Raw genomic sequence first — 16713 nt, forward strand, 5'->3', positions numbered from 1 at the left:
TATGTCCAACGAGATTTCCCAACAAATAGAGGTTCCCTTTGAATTAGGGAACAAACGCCTCGACCAGGTGGCAGCCCAGCTGTTTCCCGATTTTTCGCGCTCCCGCCTGCAACAGTGGATCAAGGACGGACAGCTGACAGTAAATGGTCAGCCGATGCGTGGCCGCGACAAGCTGACCGGCGGTGAAACCCTGATATTGCAAGCCGAGCTGGAAGCCGAAGGCGAATGGCTGCCAGAGTCGATGGATCTGGATATCGTCTACGAAGACGACCACATTCTGGTACTGAACAAGCCATCCAATCTGGTGGTGCACCCGGCTGCGGGCAATCATACCGGCACGTTGTTGAACGGTTTGCTGCATCATTGTCCGGACCTGATCAAGATTCCGCGTGCCGGTATTGTTCACCGCCTGGATAAAGACACCACCGGCTTGATGGTGGTTGCCAAGAGCCTGCAAGCGCAAGCGGGTCTGGTGGCCCAGTTGCAGGACCGCACCATGGGGCGTGAGTACGAAGCGGTGGTACAGGGTTATATGACCGGTGGTGGCAAGGTGGATGAGCCGATCGGTCGTCACGGCACCCAGCGTACCAAAATGGCCGTCAACCCAATGGGAAAAGACGCGGTGACTCACTATCGGGTTGTGAAAAAGTACCCGACCCACACTCATATTCGTTGCAAGCTGGAAACCGGCCGTACCCACCAGATTCGTGTGCACATGACGCACATTGGCCATCCACTGGTAGGCGATGCGACCTATGCCGCTCGCAGTCGTCTGACCAAAGGCATTGGTCCGCAACTGCGCAACATGCTGCAATCCTTCCCGCGTCAGGCGCTGCATGCCAAAGCGCTGGCTCTGTTGCACCCGGTTGAACAGGAATGGATGGAATGGGAAGTGGATTTGCCGGAAGACTTCAAGGAATTGCTGGCTACACTGGATGCAGATGCTGCAATAAAGTAGTGCCCAAAAACAGCACCTCCAGATACCGGACGGTTTTATGATTGAACTGCTGCAACCATCCTGGCCGACTCCAACAGGAGTCTCCATTGCCTTTACGACGCGTCGTCAGACAGGGTTAACAGCGAACGCTGCCGGCTCTGCGACACAATCCGACTATGGCGACGCCAATCTGGGGTTGCACGTAGGGGATCATCCGGCAAGCGTGGTGGCCAATCGGTTGCAGTTGTTGAATCAACTCAGAGGCGCTCAGTCGATTCAATGGTTGAACCAAACCCACGGCACCGACTGTCTGTTGGCATCCGCTCCGACGGTACTGGACGCCGATGCCTGCTACACCGCGGAACCGGGGATGGCCTGCGCAGTGATGACGGCGGATTGTTTGCCGGTGCTGTTTGCTTGTCAGAGCGGTGCAGGTGTTTCGAATAATGACCATGCGAAAGTTGCGGCGGCCCATGCGGGCTGGCGTGGTTTAGCGAATGGCGTGCTGGAAAATACCCTGTCACGATTTGTCGATCCGGCCAACGTGGTGGCTTATCTTGGGCCTGCGATTGGGCCGCAGCAATTTGAAGTTGGCCCGGACGTGCGGGCGGCGTTCGCCGCTGCGCCAGACGATCTGTTTACCCCGGGGCAGGGGGACCGTTTGTACGCCAATATCTATGGTCTGGCCCGCTGGGTGCTGGCGCAACAAGGTGTTGAGCAAGTGTACGCCTACGACGGTTGTACTGTATCTGAGCCAGACACTTTCTATTCCTATCGCCGTAATTCTCAAACTGGTCGTCAGGCCAGTGTTATCTGGTTTAACGACAGTTCTCGTTGATCATGCGTTCGGCCTTGCGTTGTTCGGCGGCGTATTCTGCGGCCGTCATGGCGCGAGGTTGTTGCTCGCCCGGCATGCGGAAGTTCTGATTGGGGCCGGCGGCCAGTAGCTGTTGGTAATCTTTGCCTTGCTGGCAGGTGGCGTCCCGCTGCTGTTGCTTTTGCTGTGCGGCTTGTTGCTCAAGGCGCTTGGCTTTCAGCTCCGGATTGGCGATTTCTTCAAGTGAGTCACGCTCAATCCGATCACCTTCGTAATTCATGTTGAGCTTGTATTTCTGCGGCGTGCGGTCGTGGGGAATCTGACTGCTGAAATGCACCTGGCCAGCGTCATCGACCCAACGATAGACCTCGGCAGAGGCGTTCAGGGCGGCAAGTAATGTCAGGCTGCCAGTCAGTACTACAAAAACAGAAGGCATGGATAAACCCGTAAAGCCGATCGGTGTTTGCAAGACACTATTCCATTCCCGTAACAAGTCAAGGCGATAAGGGACACTCTGCATAACTCGGTGCCCGCTCTGGATGACAGGGCGACGCTGAGTCACGAAGCTGATTTGCAGGCCTGATAGGTCAAGTCAAAAATCAGCGACACGGAATCAGCAATGCCCTGCCATCCCCTTCGGGCGCGGCCTGCAGCCCGCCAGAACGGCGTTGGCGAATTTGGCAAGGGCCAGCCATTCCGCTACATTCGCCGCCTTGTTCTTACGACCTGCAGGACACGCGCAGGGCTGTGCAGAGTTATTCAGAGTGTCCCTGCTATTCATCGCTGAAGGCCCCATGTTCTCTGGACAAACACGGCCGCAATGCTAGAATTGCCGGGCCTTTGTCAATTGTCGGATTCGACACCATGAGTCCATGTTGACAAAGTTTCCTGGAGAACGGTTATCCTCCGATCCAGTTCCGATACTCCCCGAACGTCCGAACGACGTCGGGATTCTGATGAGCAACTACAAGTTATTCATCCTCAAACAGGGGATTACGCTGGTATCGCCAGTTTTACTGGTGTGGTCCTGCAAGTAATGGTTTTCACTCATGCTCTGAGAAGAGCCTGTGCAAGAGGATAAGTACGGTGGAATTACTTTCCGGCGGAGACATGCTGGTTCGTGCGTTGCACGAAGCAGGCGTTGAATACATCTACGGCTATCCGGGTGGCTCGCTGCTACACGTCTACGATGCCGTATACAAGCAAAGTGCCGTGAAACACGTACTGGTCCGTCACGAGCAGGCCGCTGCCCATATGGCCGATGGTTATGCCCGTGCGACCGGCAAACCAGGTGTGGTCATGGTGACTTCAGGTCCGGGCGCAACCAATACCGTTACCGGTATTGCGACTGCCTTTACCGATTCTATTCCTATGGTTGTCATCTCCGGTCAGGTGATGAGCCATCTGGTGGGCGACGATGCCTTCCAGGAAACCGATATGCTGGGCGTATCCCGTCCAATCGTTAAGCACAGCTTCAGCGTGCGTCGTCCGGAAGAGATTCCTGAACTGGTGGCCAAGGCGTTCTACATTGCCAGCACCGGCCGTCCGGGCCCGGTTGTGATTGATATTCCAAAAGACATGACCATGCCGAACGAGCGCTACGAGTACTCGTATCCGAAAAAGGTCAAACTGCGTTCCTACACGCCGCCTCAGCGTGGCCACTCCGGTCAGATCAAAAAGGCCGTTGAGTTGCTGCTGAAGGCCAAGCGTCCGGTCATTTACGCCGGTGGTGGTGTGATCATCGATGGCAGCTCCGACAAGCTGCGCGCGCTGGTGGATCGTCTGGATTTCCCATGCACCCAAACCCTGATGGGCCTGGGCTGTTACCCGGGTACCGGTGATCGTTCACTGGGTATGTTGGGCATGCACGGCACCTACGAAGCCAACATGGCTATGCACAACGCCGATGTAATTCTGGCGGTGGGTGCTCGTTTCGACGACCGCGTAACCAACGCGACCAACAAGTTCTGCCCGGATGCCAAGATCGTTCATATCGATATTGATCCGTCTTCGATTTCCAAGACCATCATGGTCGACGTTCCGATCGTTGGTCCGGTGGGCAACGTGCTGGAAGAAATGATGGCGTTGCTGGACGAAGCCGGTGAAACCCCGGATGCCGATGCCATTGCCTCCTGGTGGAAGCAGATCAACGAATGGCGTCCACGCCACGCCATGCGTTACGAGAAAAACGATAACGGCCTGATGAAGCCTCAGGAAGTGATCGAAGCCATGTGGAAAGCCACCAATGGCGACGCGTTCGTAACGTCTGACGTAGGTCAGCACCAGATGTTCGCGGCTCAGTACTACAAGTTCGACAAGCCGAACCGCTGGATCAACTCCGGTGGTCTGGGCACCATGGGCTTCGGCTTCCCGGCCGCCATGGGTGTGAAAATGAACTTCCCGGACCACGACGTTGTGTGTGTAACCGGTGAAGGCTCCATCCAGATGAACATTCAGGAAATGTCCACCTGCTTGCAGTACGGCATTCCCGTGAAAATCCTGTGTCTGAACAACGGCTCACTGGGTATGGTGCGTCAGTGGCAGGACATGAACTACGAAGGTCGTCACTCCAACTCCTACATGGAGTCGCTGCCGGACTTTGTGGCGCTGGCTGAAGCTTATGGCCACGTGGGTATTCAGGTTAAGAGCCGCGACGAGCTGCCACAGGCACTCGAAGATGCGCTGGTGAAATACAAGGACCGTCTGGTATTCCTGGACGTTGCTGTTGACCCTGAAGAACACGTATACCCAATGCAGGTGCCAATGGGCTCCATGCGCGACATGTGGCTGAGCAAGACGGAGCGTACCTGATCATGCGTCATATCATTTCTATCCTGTTGGAAAACGAACCAGGCGCCTTGTCCCGCGTAGTGGGCCTGTTTGCCCAGCGTGGTTACAACATCGAAACCCTGACGGTGGCACCAACCGAAGACGAGACCCTGTCGCGTCTGACCATGACCACCCACGGTGACGATCGCAAGATCGAGCAAATCACCAAGCAGCTGAACAAGCTGATTGAAGTGGTCAAGCTGGTCGACCTGTCTGAAGGTCAGCACATCGAACGTGAGCTGATGCTGATCAAGGTGAAAGCGGTGGGTGCCCAGCGTGCCGAGATCAAGCGTACTGCGGATATCTTCCGTGGTCAGATCGTTGACGTATCGCCTAGCGTTTACACCATCCAGCTGACCGGTGCGACCGACAAGCTGGAAGCCTTTATTGAGGCGATTGGTACCGCTCAGGTACTGGAAACCGTACGTACCGGTGTCTCCGGTATTTCCCGCGGCGAGAAAGTACTAAGCATCTGATCAGAGCACTGCTCTGGCTCAGCAAAAACCGCGCTTCGGGAGACCGAAGCGCGGTTTTTTTATGGGCGAGATTTCTGAATGTCAGGACTCTTCCTGGGTATCGCGCTCCAGAAAGGCAAAGGTCAGGAAAATACAGAAGAATCCGAACATAAAGACGGCGGCGTTGTTGTCCATCCCCAACATCAGCAGGCCAGCGATGATCCAGCCGGTTTTCACCTGTTCCAACCGGCGTTTATGGGTTTCAGTGCGAATCCATTGCAGGTCTGGGGTATCCGGCAGGTTAAATACCTGGCGCAACCATTGAACAGGGTTGGGTAATCTCATAACAGCCTCCGACAACAACTGTTATAAAAATAAGCCAGTCTTGTCGGTGCTGCCGGGGAAAGTCGTATTTTATCTAAACGCTGTGCGCTCTATAGCCAAAGGCTCTGACAAGCCTGACACCGTGCACCGCATCAGAGCAGATGCGGTGATGGAAGTGGCAGAGGGGGGGATACTTTAGACGCGGTAAACCGACTTGGTCATTACCTTGGAAATGCCGGTCATGGCCAGCTTCACCGGGAATGGGAACTTGTGACCACCGGCGTCCAGTGCGGCGCTGGCGTGTTTGGATTCGTCTTCCAGCATTTGCAGCAGCACGGCTTTGCTCTTGTCGTCTTGGACTGGCAGTTCGCTCAGGTGACGAGTCAGGTGGTTGCACACTTGTTCTTCGGTAGCGGCCACAAAACCGAGGCTGACCCGGTCGCTGATTTTGCCAGCAGCAGCACCAATACCCAGTGATAAACCGTAAAACATCGGATTCAGCAGGCTGGTACGGCCGCCCAGCTCCTTGATACGGTCTTCACACCACACCAGGTGGTCGATCTCTTCTTCGGCGGCTTCTTCCATCGCATCGCGCACATTGGGCAGTCTGGCGGTCAGAGCTTGTCCCTGGTACAAGGCCTGGGCACACACTTCGCCAGTGTGGTTAATGCGCATCAGTCCTGCGGCGTGTTTCTTTTCGGCATCGGTCATTTCAGCGGCGTCACGCTCGCGTGCCGGAGTAGCACGGCTGGCGGTTGCTGCACCGGGCACCAAAGTACGCAGAGCCTGGTCACCACTGGTGATCAGACGGTCAAACAGGGAATAACGACGACGTTGCTTCATAAACACTACCTCACACGCGGGCAATCAAAACACCTGCCCTTAAAACCAGTTGGTACAGTTTACGGCTTTCTGAGCCGACTTGCATGATTCCCGTCAGACTCAGATGCTAGGATGCTGGCTGTTGTGGATCGAAAAGAAGGGAACGCATGCAAGACGTACATGATCTTTCGTTGATGCTGGAGCGCAAAACTCCGTTGCTGGTGATTGAAACCTGGGAAGAGCCCAGGGCGCTGGACCTGCTGACCCGGCTGGCGATCAAGCGTGGCAAGGCGATTCAGCAGTGGACACTGACCGACGGCCTGCGGCGGTTGGGTTTTGGTGAAGAGAATGGTGTCGAGCAAAGTGAAGACCCGGTGCGTGCGTTGCTGAGTATCAAGCAGCACAGTCAGGATGGCATTTGGGTGTTCTGCGATCTCCACCCTTTCATTGATGAACCCCAGATTACCCGGTTGCTGAAAGACATTGCCTTGCAGGCCGAAAGCAGCGGTAAAACCCTGGTGTTGATCAGCCATCAGTTGAAGTTACCCGCCGAGCTTCAGCGCCTGGCGGCGCGTTTTCAGCTGCAAATGCCAAACGAAGAACAGTTGATCTCTCTGGTGCAGGAAGAAGCCCGTCATTATTCGGCTCATTCTGGCAAGCGGGTGAAAACGGATGAGCAAACCCTCAACAAGCTGGTAGCTAACCTCAAGGGCCTGACCTTTTCGGATGCCAGACGGCTGATTCGTGGGGCGATTGTCGACGACGGTGCCATTACCCGCGACGACGTGCCGGAAATCAGCAAGGCCAAACTGGAGCTGATGGACATGGCCGGGGTAATGTCGTTTGAGTACGACACTGCCCGGTTCTCGGACGTGGCCGGTTTGTCGGCCATGAAGCAATGGCTGCACAGCCGCCAGCAAGGCTTTTTGACGGCGGACAACGACCTGCGTCCCAAGGGCATGATGCTGTTTGGTATTCAGGGTGGCGGCAAGTCGTTGGCGGCCAAGGCAGTGGCTGGCAGCTGGGGCGTGCCGTTACTGCGTCTTGATATGGGCGCGTTGTACAACAAGTTCTTTGGGGAAACCGAGCGTAATTTGCGTCAGTCGTTGCAACTGGCCGAGCTGATGTCGCCGTGTGTGGTGTGGATTGATGAAATCGAGAAAGCCATGTCCGGTGACAGCAACGACAGCGGCGTTAGCCAACGGGTGTTGGGCGCTTTGCTGACCTGGCTGGCAGAGCATCGGTCGCGGGTGTTTGTGGTGGCTACGGCCAACAACATTCATGTACTGCCGCCCGAGCTGATGCGTAAGGGCCGTTTGGACGAACTCTTCTTTGTGGATTTACCATCGACGGATGTTCGAGGCGAAATTTTTGCCATTCACCTCAAGCGCCGCGGCCAGGACCCGGATGCCTTCGATATGCCGCTGTTGGCGATTGCCAGTGAAGGGTTCTCGGGTGCGGAAATCGAGCAGGCGGTGGTATCGGCCTGGTACGAGCGCAGTGTGCAAAAGGGCTCAGAAGGGGCGGATGGTGCATTAACTCTGGATACCGATTCGTTGTTGGCGGCCATTCGCAACACCGTGCCTCTGTCGGTCACCATGGCGGAACAGCTGGATGCCTTGCGCCGCTGGGCCGATGGCCGAGCGGTGCTGGCGGACCAATAGGCTGGGCCCAGTTAGAAAGGATGCTAGTCCGACAGGCTCGATGGCCGGTCGGGCCGGTATTTCAATTCAAGTAACGCACGTTTCAGGCGCTCGCCGCTGGCGGGCTTGCCGAGCAAGTGATAAATCCCCACCGCATGGGCGCTCTCCCGTACCGAGCTGATGCTGAGGCCGGTCAGCATCAGCACACTAGGCTTGGGTGAGATATGGTCGTCATCGTTCATGCGCTGCATCAGCTCCAGTCCGTTCATGCCGGGCATGTCCTGATCGACGATGGCGGTATCATAAGGCTGGCCGGACTCGGCCATATTACGCATCATCGCCAGTGCTTCCTTACCGCTGTGGGTGCTGTCCACCCGGATGCCCCAGCGGCGGATCTGCTTGTCGATTACTTTGCGCAGCGAGGCATTGTCGTCGACGATCAGGACGCTCAGGCCAATCAGGCTGTCTTCACTGCCGCTGGCTGGCATGTTCTCGGGTTTCTCGGCCGCCATTGGCACATACAAGGTCATGGCCGCATCCTGATTGCCGATGCTTTCCAGCTCAATGCCGGCTTTCATATAGCGTAGCAAGCGCTGGGTCACGCTCAGATTCCAGCTTTGACCCTCGGCGGGTTTATCGTTATGGGCCAGTTGGTCAACCATCACCCGCAGGTCATCTCTATTGGTGAACGAGCCGTGCAGGTGAATCTGGATCGAGACACTTTCCATCACACCGGACTTGCCGCTTTGAGGGCTGACATGGGTGCGCACTTCGCCGCGCTCGGTATGAGACAGTAAGTGCGAGTAGAGGTTATGCAGCAGGGTTTGCAGACGATTGCGGTCTCCCAGCACCCGAACGGGCAGGTCTTCGGAGTGGTCGACAACCAGCTCAATTTGCTTACGGTTGGCTTCCAGCTGGAAATGCGACAGGCATTTGTTCAGCAGGTTGACCAGGTCGAAGGAGCGGGTATCCAGTTCCAGGTGATCGTCCTGAATCTTCGCCAATACTGAAATCTCGTTGGCGACGTGAAGCATCTCACGGCCAGCGTGGGCAATGGTTTCGGTGAAGTCGCGCTGGCTTTCGCTCAATGGGGTGTCGGCCAGCAGTTCGTTCATACCCAGTACGCCGTTGATCGGGGTGCGCAGTTCGTGGCCAATTTGCGACAGCATGGCCGGCGATACCGTGATGCCACGGTTGATGGATTCCAGTGGGCGGTTGCGGCCGCTATCCAGTTCAAAACTCACCAGCACCAGGGTACAGGCAATGATCAGGGGCAGCAGAACACAGAGCAGGTAGCTCCAACTGATCATGTCGATGACGTTCAGTTGGGTCAGTAGCAGGGCGGTGATACCAAACGATGCCAGACAGGTACCGGCCAGGAACCAATAACGTGGGCGTTGTTCCCGGGTGCTGCCAAAGGTCAGTAGCGCAGTCAGGCTGTAAAGGCAACCCAGGGTGAAAATCAGGTGGTAGAAGTTGGATGTTCCCATGCAAAAGATCGAGAACACCAGATTGACCAACAGCACCAGAGCGGCGCTCCAGCTCAATACCTGACGCATCAGGTTGGCGCGCTCGCCAGACCAATCCAGAGTACGGGCGGCGGCGAACAGTGAAGCAATGGATATTCCGACCAGCAAACCGGAGGTCATTTCCTTGGTGATCGGCGACATGCTCAGCATTTGCGCCAGCATTCCGGATTCGTTGGCGACAAAGGCGGCGCCCATGACCGAGTGCAAGGCTGAAAAGCCGGCAAAGCGCGAAGCGCGGCTGATGAACAGGTACAAAAAATACGCCGACGTTGCCAGCAGCCAGCCGATAATCAGGCCATTGCGGGTAAAGCGCCATTTTTCTTCAGCGCGAAATTCTTCTGAATTCGAGAGGGTAATGCTGCTGCTCTGGAAGCCTGAAGGCGTGATTTTCAGCAGGTAGGTATTGGTGGTCAGTCCGGCCACGTTAATCAATAAGGCGTGTTGGCGGTCGTAGATGTTGGGATCGGATAGCAGTGTTAGTGAATCGTTGCTGTGACCGTTACGCGAGTGCTGGTAATGGGACGGCTGATCGTTTGAGCGGCGGTCGTTGCTGACATTGCCGAACAGCACCGCTTCGAGCAAGCGGGCATTTTCCAGTGTCACCACGCCGGAGTGGGCTTCCCGGAACGGGTTGTGAATCGACAGGCGCAGCCAGTATTCGCTGGTTTTGTCGCCCAGTCTGAGGTCGTCGCTGTGGTTGGGTTCAAACCGCAGTTGCACATCACGGGACTGAAGATCTACTGGCGCGTCGTCCGCTGCAACTTTCAGAACCGCAATGTACTCGCCCAGTTTGTGGCGGTAGTTGCCATCGGACAGCATCACTGGGCCAATGGCCAGTGCGGCGGGGACGAACAGGATGTTCAGTAGCAGGCACAGCGACCATTGTCTGTGGCGCTTCAAGGCATTCTTCAACATACCCATCAACACAGCCATGACTACACATTCTCCCTGTTTATCGCCCAATGCTCTCCAGCGGTAAATCTTGACCGGCTGGTTTAAGAACCCCGGAGCATACCAGAAGTCCGGTTGCTCCGGTGGGACAGTCTGTCAGACAGCTGTCCCGGCGCGGTCAGATTCCGGCAGGATCAGGACTTTTGCTCACGCGCGATGGCGCGGTAACCGATGTCCTTACGGTAGAACATGCCATCCCAGCTGACTTTGGCAGCCAGTTCGTAAGCCGCTTGCTGAGCTTCGCTGACGCTGTTGCCCAGTGCGGTTGCGCACAATACACGACCGCCAGCGGTCAGAACGTCGCTGCCGCTATCGGTGTTGTCAGCCAGTTTGGTACCGGCGTGGAACACCTTGCGGTTGTCACCGTCGTTCTCTGGCAGGGAGATCACATCGCCCTTGCGGTAGTCGGCCGGGTAGCCTCCAGCAGCCAGCACCACGCCCATGGAGGCACGGGAATCCCAGTCAGCCACTTCGCTGTCCAGTTTGCCTTCCAGCGCTGCCAGGCAGTGCGCAACCATGTCGGACTTCATGCGCATCATGATGGGCTGGGTTTCCGGATCACCGAAACGGCAGTTGTATTCGATCACTTTGGGCGCGCCAGAAGCGTCGATCATCAGACCGGCGTAAAGGAAGCCAGTGTAGTCGTTGCCTTCCGCAGCCATGCCGTTAACGGTTGGGTAGATCACTTCTTCCATGATGCGGTCATGGATTTCCTGAGTCACAACCGGAGCTGGGGAATAAGCGCCCATGCCGCCAGTGTTCGGGCCGGTGTCGCCGTCGCCAACACGCTTGTGATCCTGGCTGGTGGCCATGGTCAGCACGTTTTTGCCATCGACCATAACGATGAAAGAGGCTTCTTCACCGGTCAGGAATTCTTCGATAACAACACGACAGCCTGCATCACCAAAGGCGTTGCCAGATAGCATGTCTTTTACGGCTTCTTCAGCTTGTTGCAGTGTTTCGGCAACGATTACGCCTTTACCAGCGGCCAGACCGTCGGCTTTCACGACGATTGGCGCGCCCTTTTCACTCAGGTAAGCCAGTGCTGGCTCAACTTCGGTGAAGTTCTGGTACTCAGCGGTCGGGATTTGCTGGCGCGCCAGGAAGTCCTTGGTGAAGGCCTTGGAGCCTTCCAACTGGGCTGCACCTTCGGATGGGCCAAAGATTTTCAAGCCAGCAGCCTGAAACTGGTTAACCACACCACCTACAAGTGGCGCTTCTGGGCCAACGATGGTCAGGCCAACGCTATTTTCTTCGGCAAACTTCTGCAGGCCGTCGAAGTCCATCACGTCGATGGCAACGTTTTCCATGTTGTCTTCACGGGCGGTACCGGCGTTGCCCGGAGCAACAAAAACCTTCTCTACCAGTGGGGATTGCAGAGCTTTCCAGGCCAGCGCGTGTTCGCGACCGCCGGAGCCGATGACTAGTACTTTCATAATACTTTCTCCATTGGGTCGGACGTCTGAAGTCGGACGTCCGACGCAAAATTTAGCTTCAGACGTCCAGCGTCAGACGTCTGGCCCTGTCTTAGTGGCGGAAGTGACGCATACCGGTGAACACCATCGCAATGCCCGCTTCGTCGGCGGCAGCGATGACTTCTTCGTCACGCATGGAGCCACCTGGCTGGATGATGGCCTTGATACCGGCTTTGGCAGCGTTGTCGATGCCATCACGGAACGGGAAGAACGCATCGGATGCCATTACGGCACCTTCAACCTGCAAACCGGCGTGTTCTGCCTTGATGCCAGCGATACGGGCGGAGTTCACGCGGCTCATCTGGCCTGCGCCCACACCCACGGTTTGACGGTTTTTACCGTAAACGATGGCGTTGGATTTCACGAACTTGGCCACTTTCCAGCTGAAGATCAGGTCGTTCAGTTCCGCTTCGGTTGGTGCGCGTTTGGTAACCACTTTCAGGTCATCAACGGTGATCATGCCGTTGTCACGGGACTGCACCAGCAGACCGCCGTTCACGCGTTTGAAGTCGAGGTCTGCAGCGCGTTCGGCAGACCATTGGCCACATTCCAGCAGACGCACGTTCTTCTTGGCTTCAACGATTTCAGCGGCTTCAGCGGATACTTTTGGCGCAATGATCACTTCAACGAACTGACGATCAACGATGGCTTTGGCCGTTTCGGCATCCAGTTCGCGGTTGAAGGCGATGATGCCACCAAAGGCAGATTCGGTGTCGGTTTCGAAGGCAAGGTCGTAGGCTTTGCGGATGCCGCCGTCTTCTTCAGGAACAACCGCAACGCCACATGGGTTGGCGTGCTTGACGATCACACAGGCTGGCTTGGTGAAGGATTTCACACATTCCAGAGCAGCGTCGGTGTCGGCGACGTTGTTGTAGGACAGCTCTTTGCCTTGCAGCTGCTTGGCAGTGGCAATAGACGCTTCGGCCGGGTTAGCTTCCACATAGAAAGCCGCTTTCTGGTGTGGGTTTTCACCGTAGCGCATGTCCTGCGCCTTGATGAACTGGCTGTTGAAGGTTTGCGGGAAGTCCGCACGGCCGTCAGTGCTCAGTTCGTCAGCGGTCTGGTCGATGGTGCCGAGGTAGTTGGCGATCATGCCGTCGTAAGCGGCAGTGTGCTCGAAGGCTTTCAGCATCAGGCCAAAACGGGTCTTGTAGCTCAGACCGTTGTCGGCTTTCAGCTCGGCAATCAGGGAACCGTAGTCGGAAGCCTTTACCACGATGGCAACATGAGCGTGGTTCTTGGCGGCAGAGCGAACCATGGTCGGACCACCGATGTCGATGTTTTCGATTGCCAGCGGCAGGTCACAATCCGGACGGGCAACGGTTTCAGCGAACGGGTACAGGTTCACTACCACCATGTCGATCGGGTTGATGCCGTGCTCGGCCATCACGTCGTCGTCCTGACCACGACGGCCCAGAATGCCACCGTGAACCTTTGGATGCAGAGTCTTGACGCGACCGTCCATCATTTCCGGGAACTGGGTGTAATCAGATACTTCCACCGCTGGAATCTTGTTGTCGCACAGCAGTTTGTAGGTACCGCCAGTGGACAGGATCTCTACGCCCAGCTCGTTCAGCTGTTGGGCGAATTCAACGATGCCGGTTTTGTCGGAAACACTGATCAGGGCGCGGCGAACCGGAGCCTTGACGGATTGATCGGGAGCGGAAGAAGCGCTGATGCTCATATTGGGCCTTTTTGAGAATCGGATTCAGAAAAAACAAAAGCGGCCAAAATAGCCGCTAAAGAGTTAAAAAGGGTGCTTGCTGTTTTACAGCATGCCGTACTGTTTCAGCTTCTTGCGAAGGGTGCCACGGTTCAGGCCCAGTACGATGGACGCTTTGGTCTGGTTGTCGCGGGTGTACTTCATTACGGTTTCCAGCAACGGCACTTCAACTTCGGACAACACCATGTCGTAAATACCAGCCACGTCCTGGCCGTCGAGTTGATCAAAGTAGTTTTGCAGGGCTTTTTCTACGCTGTCACGCAGGGTTTGGCTGGATTCAGCCGGAGTTACCAATGGGATGTGCTGTTCTGCGGGTTCGGTCACTGTATCAACCTTCTTGATGTAAGCTTGGGTGTTCATGCTGCAATTTCCTTCGAATTCCTGAGTTTCAGGAAAAACTGACGAACGGATGCTCCTTGTTCGTCGGTCGATTCCAACTGGTTAAACTGGCGCCGGAACTCGGTTGCTCCCGGCTGTGTGGCCAGATACCAGCCAACGTGCTTGCGGGCGATGCGCAATCCAGCGTAGTCGCCATAGAAGTCATACAAGGCAGTCAGATGCTGCAACAGGGTGGCTTGAATATCCGCCAGTAACGGTTGTGCCGGTTCCTTGCCTGTTGCCAGAAATTCATTGATCTGACGGAAAATCCAGGGGTTACCCTGGGCTGCCCGTCCAATCAGTACACCGTCGGCTCCCGTGAATTCCATTACTTCGACCGCCTTCTGGGGCGTGGTAATGTCGCCGTTGGCAAACACCGGTATGGATACCGATTGTTTCACGGTGCGGATGGTGTCGTATTCAACCGTATTACGATACGCACATGCGCGGGTTCGGCCATGAACCGCCAGTGATTGAATGCCAGCGTCTTGCGCCAGCGCGGCAATGATCGGGGCGTTCTTGTGTTCAACGTCCCAGCCGGTACGCATTTTCAGCGTGACCGGTACATTCACGGCTTCAACCACTGCGTGCAGAATTTCTTTCACCAGCCCTTCGTCTTTCATCAACGCCGAGCCAGCTGCCTTGTTGCATACTTTTTTGGCAGGGCAACCCATGTTGATATCAACAATGTGAGCGCCTTGTTCCACCGTAAAGCGCGCACATTCGGCCAACGCTTCGGGTTCACTGCCTGCAATCTGAATGGCGACCGGTTCCGGTTCGCCTGTGTGATCCAGGCGCTGCATGGACTTGCGGGTATTTCGCAGGTCCGCATTGGCAGCGATCATCTCACCAACCACCAGACCGGCACCCAGCTTGCGGCACAGGCGTCGAAACGGAAGGTCAGTGACCCCCGCCATAGGAGCCAGAACTGCAGGGCTACTGAGCGTGTAAGGTCCGATTATTGGCATGGATTCAGGTTGATCAAAAAGTGTGCGGAAAAAGTCGCGGTATAATACTCGTATGGATTGGCTGAATAAAGACCAACCAGCGGTTTATATGGCAATTTTTTTACAGCAATAAGGGTCTTCAGTGGGGCGGGATTGTGGTTGGCTGGAATTGCGCTGACGCTGCGAAAAACAGCGGTTTTGTCAATACGAATCTGTAGAAAATTGTGGGTGTGGTCTTACGCTTGTTGGACTTTTGCTCCAGTTCCAAGTGGCCGGAGCGGTTTGCTCTTGAAGCTGTTTTATTCCTGATTCGCAAGCAGGTTCACTGCGTAGCTGACCGCTTCCTGACCGGGGTCGATGATTTCCAGAGCAACATGAATCGGCGTCTTGCTGGGCATTAGTTGCTGCCCGGCGGCTTCACCTGACAGGTATTCATCCGGGTGGAATACCCGGCTGGCGACGGTGTTTTCGTTAAGGTCGGTAAACTGCAACGACAAGTCCGGGAACGGCTGCGAGAAGTCTTTGTTGTTCACCAGCAATACATCCACCACCAGCGCGTTGGCCAGTTCAGGGTGAGAGCGTACGACCAGATTACGGGTGGTCATGGCATTGACGTCCTGAACACTCGGTAGAACGCAACCTGACAACTGACAGACAACCTGATACACCGGTCTCCACTGTGGGTCTTTGGCCCAGCTCTGGAAGTTGAAAAACAACACCTGACCGGCAAACAGCACCAACAAAGCCACTGTTGCCAGAGTAAACAGCGTGTTGTTCTTGTTGGCTCGTTGGCGGGTTTTTAACGCCAACGGCGTTGGCTGCAAATTGCCGGTTAACGCTTGATGACGAACCGAAGAGGCGGACTCTTTTTCATCATCGGGCTGATCTTCAGCCAATTCAAAATTGATACGAGATGAATCTATCCGCTTTGGTTTGGCATTCAATGGCAGGGTTTTCGATTCATCAACCAGCGAGTCGGATGTCATGGCATCTGCCGTTTGAGTATCGCGAGACCTGGCGTTGAGACTTGAGCTTGCTGCGGCCTGCCCCAGGCCTGTACTACTGGTGTTACCGGCGTTGATGTTGCCTGCGTTGATGTTACTAGCGGCACTGCTGTCTGATTTCGACGGACTGCCGGAACCGGACGACTCTGACGCTGACTCCAGCCCAAGTTCTCTTTCAATATGGGCCGGTGTATCGTCATCCAGCAGTGCTTTGGCCCAGGCTTCGTCGTCTTCATCCTGATCGTCTTCAATATCATCAAGACTGTAGGCGTTACCATCGACGATGGTGGACGACAGTGAGCTGTCGTCCGCTACGCGATCAATCAGGTTATCTTCCAGATCAATCACGGAAGATGGCTTCGGGCGCTTTAACTGGTCCGGTGTTCTCAGGTTGTTGTCGGAATAGGGGTCGTCAGCAATTTCGTCGTCTTCCAGATCCATGTCGTCGTGGATCAGAAAGTCGTCGTCGTCGATGGACGGTTTGCTGGCCGCAGCGCTACCACGTTGTTTCTGTTCCTTTTTGCGCAAGGCTTCGCGGGTAACTGGCTCGTCAGCAATGAACTCGCCCGGGTCAAGTTCGTCGCTGAGGTCGGCTTTGCTGTCTGGCTCATCATCGGCGGCAGCACCAAACATGCTGTCGAACAGCTGGTTGGCGTCCACCTCTTGTTGGCCTGCAATATCAAAACTGGTGTCGTCGGAGGTTTCGGCTGTGGTTTTACGTGTCAGGCTGTCTGCGCTGACCAAATGCTCGGTGCAATTGAACACCTGCAAACAAGAGCCGCAACGAACCTTGCCGCCAGCGCGGCTAAGGTGCTCGTCACGAACGCGAAAACTGGTTTGGCAATGTGGACAGCGCGTAACGTGCGTGGCCATGCAAAT

Annotated in this window: 14 protein-coding genes; 5 read left to right on the forward strand and 9 right to left on the reverse strand. The window is 55.8% G+C overall.

Features of this window, described 5'->3' with window-relative positions:
* Window position 1: 1 nt before the first annotated feature.
* Window positions 2-958 carry a 23S rRNA pseudouridine(1911/1915/1917) synthase RluD gene (gene rluD, locus ACXADJ_RS02190; protein ID WP_475062571.1) on the forward strand — a complete coding sequence of 319 codons (957 nt, stop codon included), beginning with the start codon at window positions 2-4 and terminating at the stop codon, window positions 956-958.
* Window positions 959-995: 37 nt separating this feature from the next.
* On the forward strand, window positions 996-1775 hold the full coding sequence (gene pgeF / locus ACXADJ_RS02195; RefSeq protein WP_475062573.1) for a peptidoglycan editing factor PgeF: 780 nt from the start codon (window positions 996-998) through the stop codon (window positions 1773-1775).
* Here pgeF and ACXADJ_RS02200 read toward each other — a convergent pair.
* Window positions 1756-2190 carry a DUF4124 domain-containing protein gene (locus ACXADJ_RS02200; RefSeq protein WP_475062575.1) on the reverse strand — a complete coding sequence of 145 codons (435 nt, stop codon included), beginning with the start codon at window positions 2188-2190 and terminating at the stop codon, window positions 1756-1758. The genes pgeF and ACXADJ_RS02200 overlap by 20 nt on opposite strands.
* Before the next feature lie 650 nt (window positions 2191-2840).
* On the opposite strand from ACXADJ_RS02200, the gene ACXADJ_RS02205 reads away from it, so the two are divergent.
* Both ACXADJ_RS02205 and ilvN read left to right on the forward strand, forming a co-directional pair.
* On the forward strand, window positions 2841-4565 hold the full coding sequence (locus ACXADJ_RS02205) for an acetolactate synthase 3 large subunit (protein ID WP_028293427.1): 1725 nt from the start codon (window positions 2841-2843) through the stop codon (window positions 4563-4565).
* Window positions 4566-4567: 2 nt separating this feature from the next.
* Window positions 4568-5059 (forward strand): acetolactate synthase small subunit, encoded by a 492-nt coding sequence (ilvN, locus tag ACXADJ_RS02210; RefSeq protein ID WP_028293428.1) that lies wholly within the window; start codon window positions 4568-4570, stop codon window positions 5057-5059.
* 81 nt (window positions 5060-5140) lie between these two features.
* On the opposite strand, the gene ACXADJ_RS02215 is transcribed toward ilvN, so the two are convergent.
* Window positions 5141-5383, reverse strand: coding sequence for a hypothetical protein (locus ACXADJ_RS02215; RefSeq protein ID WP_028293429.1), 243 nt, complete (start codon window positions 5381-5383; stop codon window positions 5141-5143).
* Between the two features lie 174 nt (window positions 5384-5557).
* Complete coding sequence (gene coq7, locus ACXADJ_RS02220) at window positions 5558-6205, reverse strand: 2-polyprenyl-3-methyl-6-methoxy-1,4-benzoquinone monooxygenase (protein WP_475062580.1); 648 nt, start codon at window positions 6203-6205, stop codon at window positions 5558-5560.
* A gap of 146 nt (window positions 6206-6351) precedes the next feature.
* Here coq7 and ACXADJ_RS02225 point away from each other — a divergent pair, with 146 nt between their 5' ends.
* Window positions 6352-7848, forward strand: coding sequence for an AAA family ATPase (locus tag ACXADJ_RS02225; protein WP_475062582.1), 1497 nt, complete (start codon window positions 6352-6354; stop codon window positions 7846-7848).
* 23 nt (window positions 7849-7871) lie between these two features.
* Here ACXADJ_RS02225 and ACXADJ_RS02230 read toward each other — a convergent pair whose 3' ends face one another.
* The 6 genes from ACXADJ_RS02230 to ACXADJ_RS02255 form a co-directional block, all read right to left on the reverse strand.
* On the reverse strand, window positions 7872-10289 hold the full coding sequence (locus tag ACXADJ_RS02230; protein ID WP_475062585.1) for a response regulator: 2418 nt from the start codon (window positions 10287-10289) through the stop codon (window positions 7872-7874).
* Between the two features lie 152 nt (window positions 10290-10441).
* Complete coding sequence (purD, locus tag ACXADJ_RS02235) at window positions 10442-11743, reverse strand: phosphoribosylamine--glycine ligase (protein ID WP_475062588.1); 1302 nt, start codon at window positions 11741-11743, stop codon at window positions 10442-10444.
* A gap of 91 nt (window positions 11744-11834) precedes the next feature.
* Window positions 11835-13466, reverse strand: coding sequence for a bifunctional phosphoribosylaminoimidazolecarboxamide formyltransferase/IMP cyclohydrolase (gene purH, locus ACXADJ_RS02240; protein ID WP_475062590.1), 1632 nt, complete (start codon window positions 13464-13466; stop codon window positions 11835-11837).
* Between the two features lie 84 nt (window positions 13467-13550).
* Window positions 13551-13865, reverse strand: a complete 315-nt coding sequence (gene fis, locus ACXADJ_RS02245; protein ID WP_036535542.1) for a DNA-binding transcriptional regulator Fis — start codon at window positions 13863-13865, stop codon at window positions 13551-13553.
* Window positions 13862-14800 carry a tRNA dihydrouridine synthase DusB gene (gene dusB, locus ACXADJ_RS02250; RefSeq protein WP_475062592.1) on the reverse strand — a complete coding sequence of 313 codons (939 nt, stop codon included), beginning with the start codon at window positions 14798-14800 and terminating at the stop codon, window positions 13862-13864. The genes fis and dusB overlap by 4 nt, the downstream gene beginning before the upstream one ends.
* 329 nt (window positions 14801-15129) lie before the next feature.
* Window positions 15130-16707, reverse strand: coding sequence for a DUF3426 domain-containing protein (locus ACXADJ_RS02255; protein WP_475062594.1), 1578 nt, complete (start codon window positions 16705-16707; stop codon window positions 15130-15132).
* Between the last annotated feature and the right edge of the window lie 6 nt (window positions 16708-16713).

It is taken from the genome of Oceanobacter sp. ABM4_470 (assembly GCF_056158645.1).

Excerpts from the sequence above, each read along its gene's own strand:
- rluD (WP_475062571.1), top strand. The coding sequence starts at position 2 with ATGTCCAACGAGATTTCCCAACAAATAGAGGTTCCCTTTGAATTAGGG.
- pgeF (WP_475062573.1), top strand. The coding sequence starts at position 996 with ATGATTGAACTGCTGCAACCATCCTGGCCGACTCCAACAGGAGTCTCC.
- ACXADJ_RS02200 (WP_475062575.1), bottom strand. The coding sequence starts at position 2,190 with ATGCCTTCTGTTTTTGTAGTACTGACTGGCAGCCTGACATTACTTGCC.
- ilvN (WP_028293428.1), top strand. The coding sequence starts at position 4,568 with ATGCGTCATATCATTTCTATCCTGTTGGAAAACGAACCAGGCGCCTTG.
- ACXADJ_RS02215 (WP_028293429.1), bottom strand. The coding sequence starts at position 5,383 with ATGAGATTACCCAACCCTGTTCAATGGTTGCGCCAGGTATTTAACCTG.
- coq7 (WP_475062580.1), bottom strand. The coding sequence starts at position 6,205 with ATGAAGCAACGTCGTCGTTATTCCCTGTTTGACCGTCTGATCACCAGT.
- ACXADJ_RS02225 (WP_475062582.1), top strand. The coding sequence starts at position 6,352 with ATGCAAGACGTACATGATCTTTCGTTGATGCTGGAGCGCAAAACTCCG.
- ACXADJ_RS02230 (WP_475062585.1), bottom strand. The coding sequence starts at position 10,289 with ATGGCTGTGTTGATGGGTATGTTGAAGAATGCCTTGAAGCGCCACAGA.
- purD (WP_475062588.1), bottom strand. The coding sequence starts at position 11,743 with ATGAAAGTACTAGTCATCGGCTCCGGCGGTCGCGAACACGCGCTGGCC.
- purH (WP_475062590.1), bottom strand. The coding sequence starts at position 13,466 with ATGAGCATCAGCGCTTCTTCCGCTCCCGATCAATCCGTCAAGGCTCCG.
- fis (WP_036535542.1), bottom strand. The coding sequence starts at position 13,865 with ATGAACACCCAAGCTTACATCAAGAAGGTTGATACAGTGACCGAACCC.
- dusB (WP_475062592.1), bottom strand. The coding sequence starts at position 14,800 with ATGGCGGGGGTCACTGACCTTCCGTTTCGACGCCTGTGCCGCAAGCTG.
- ACXADJ_RS02255 (WP_475062594.1), bottom strand. The coding sequence starts at position 16,707 with ATGGCCACGCACGTTACGCGCTGTCCACATTGCCAAACCAGTTTTCGC.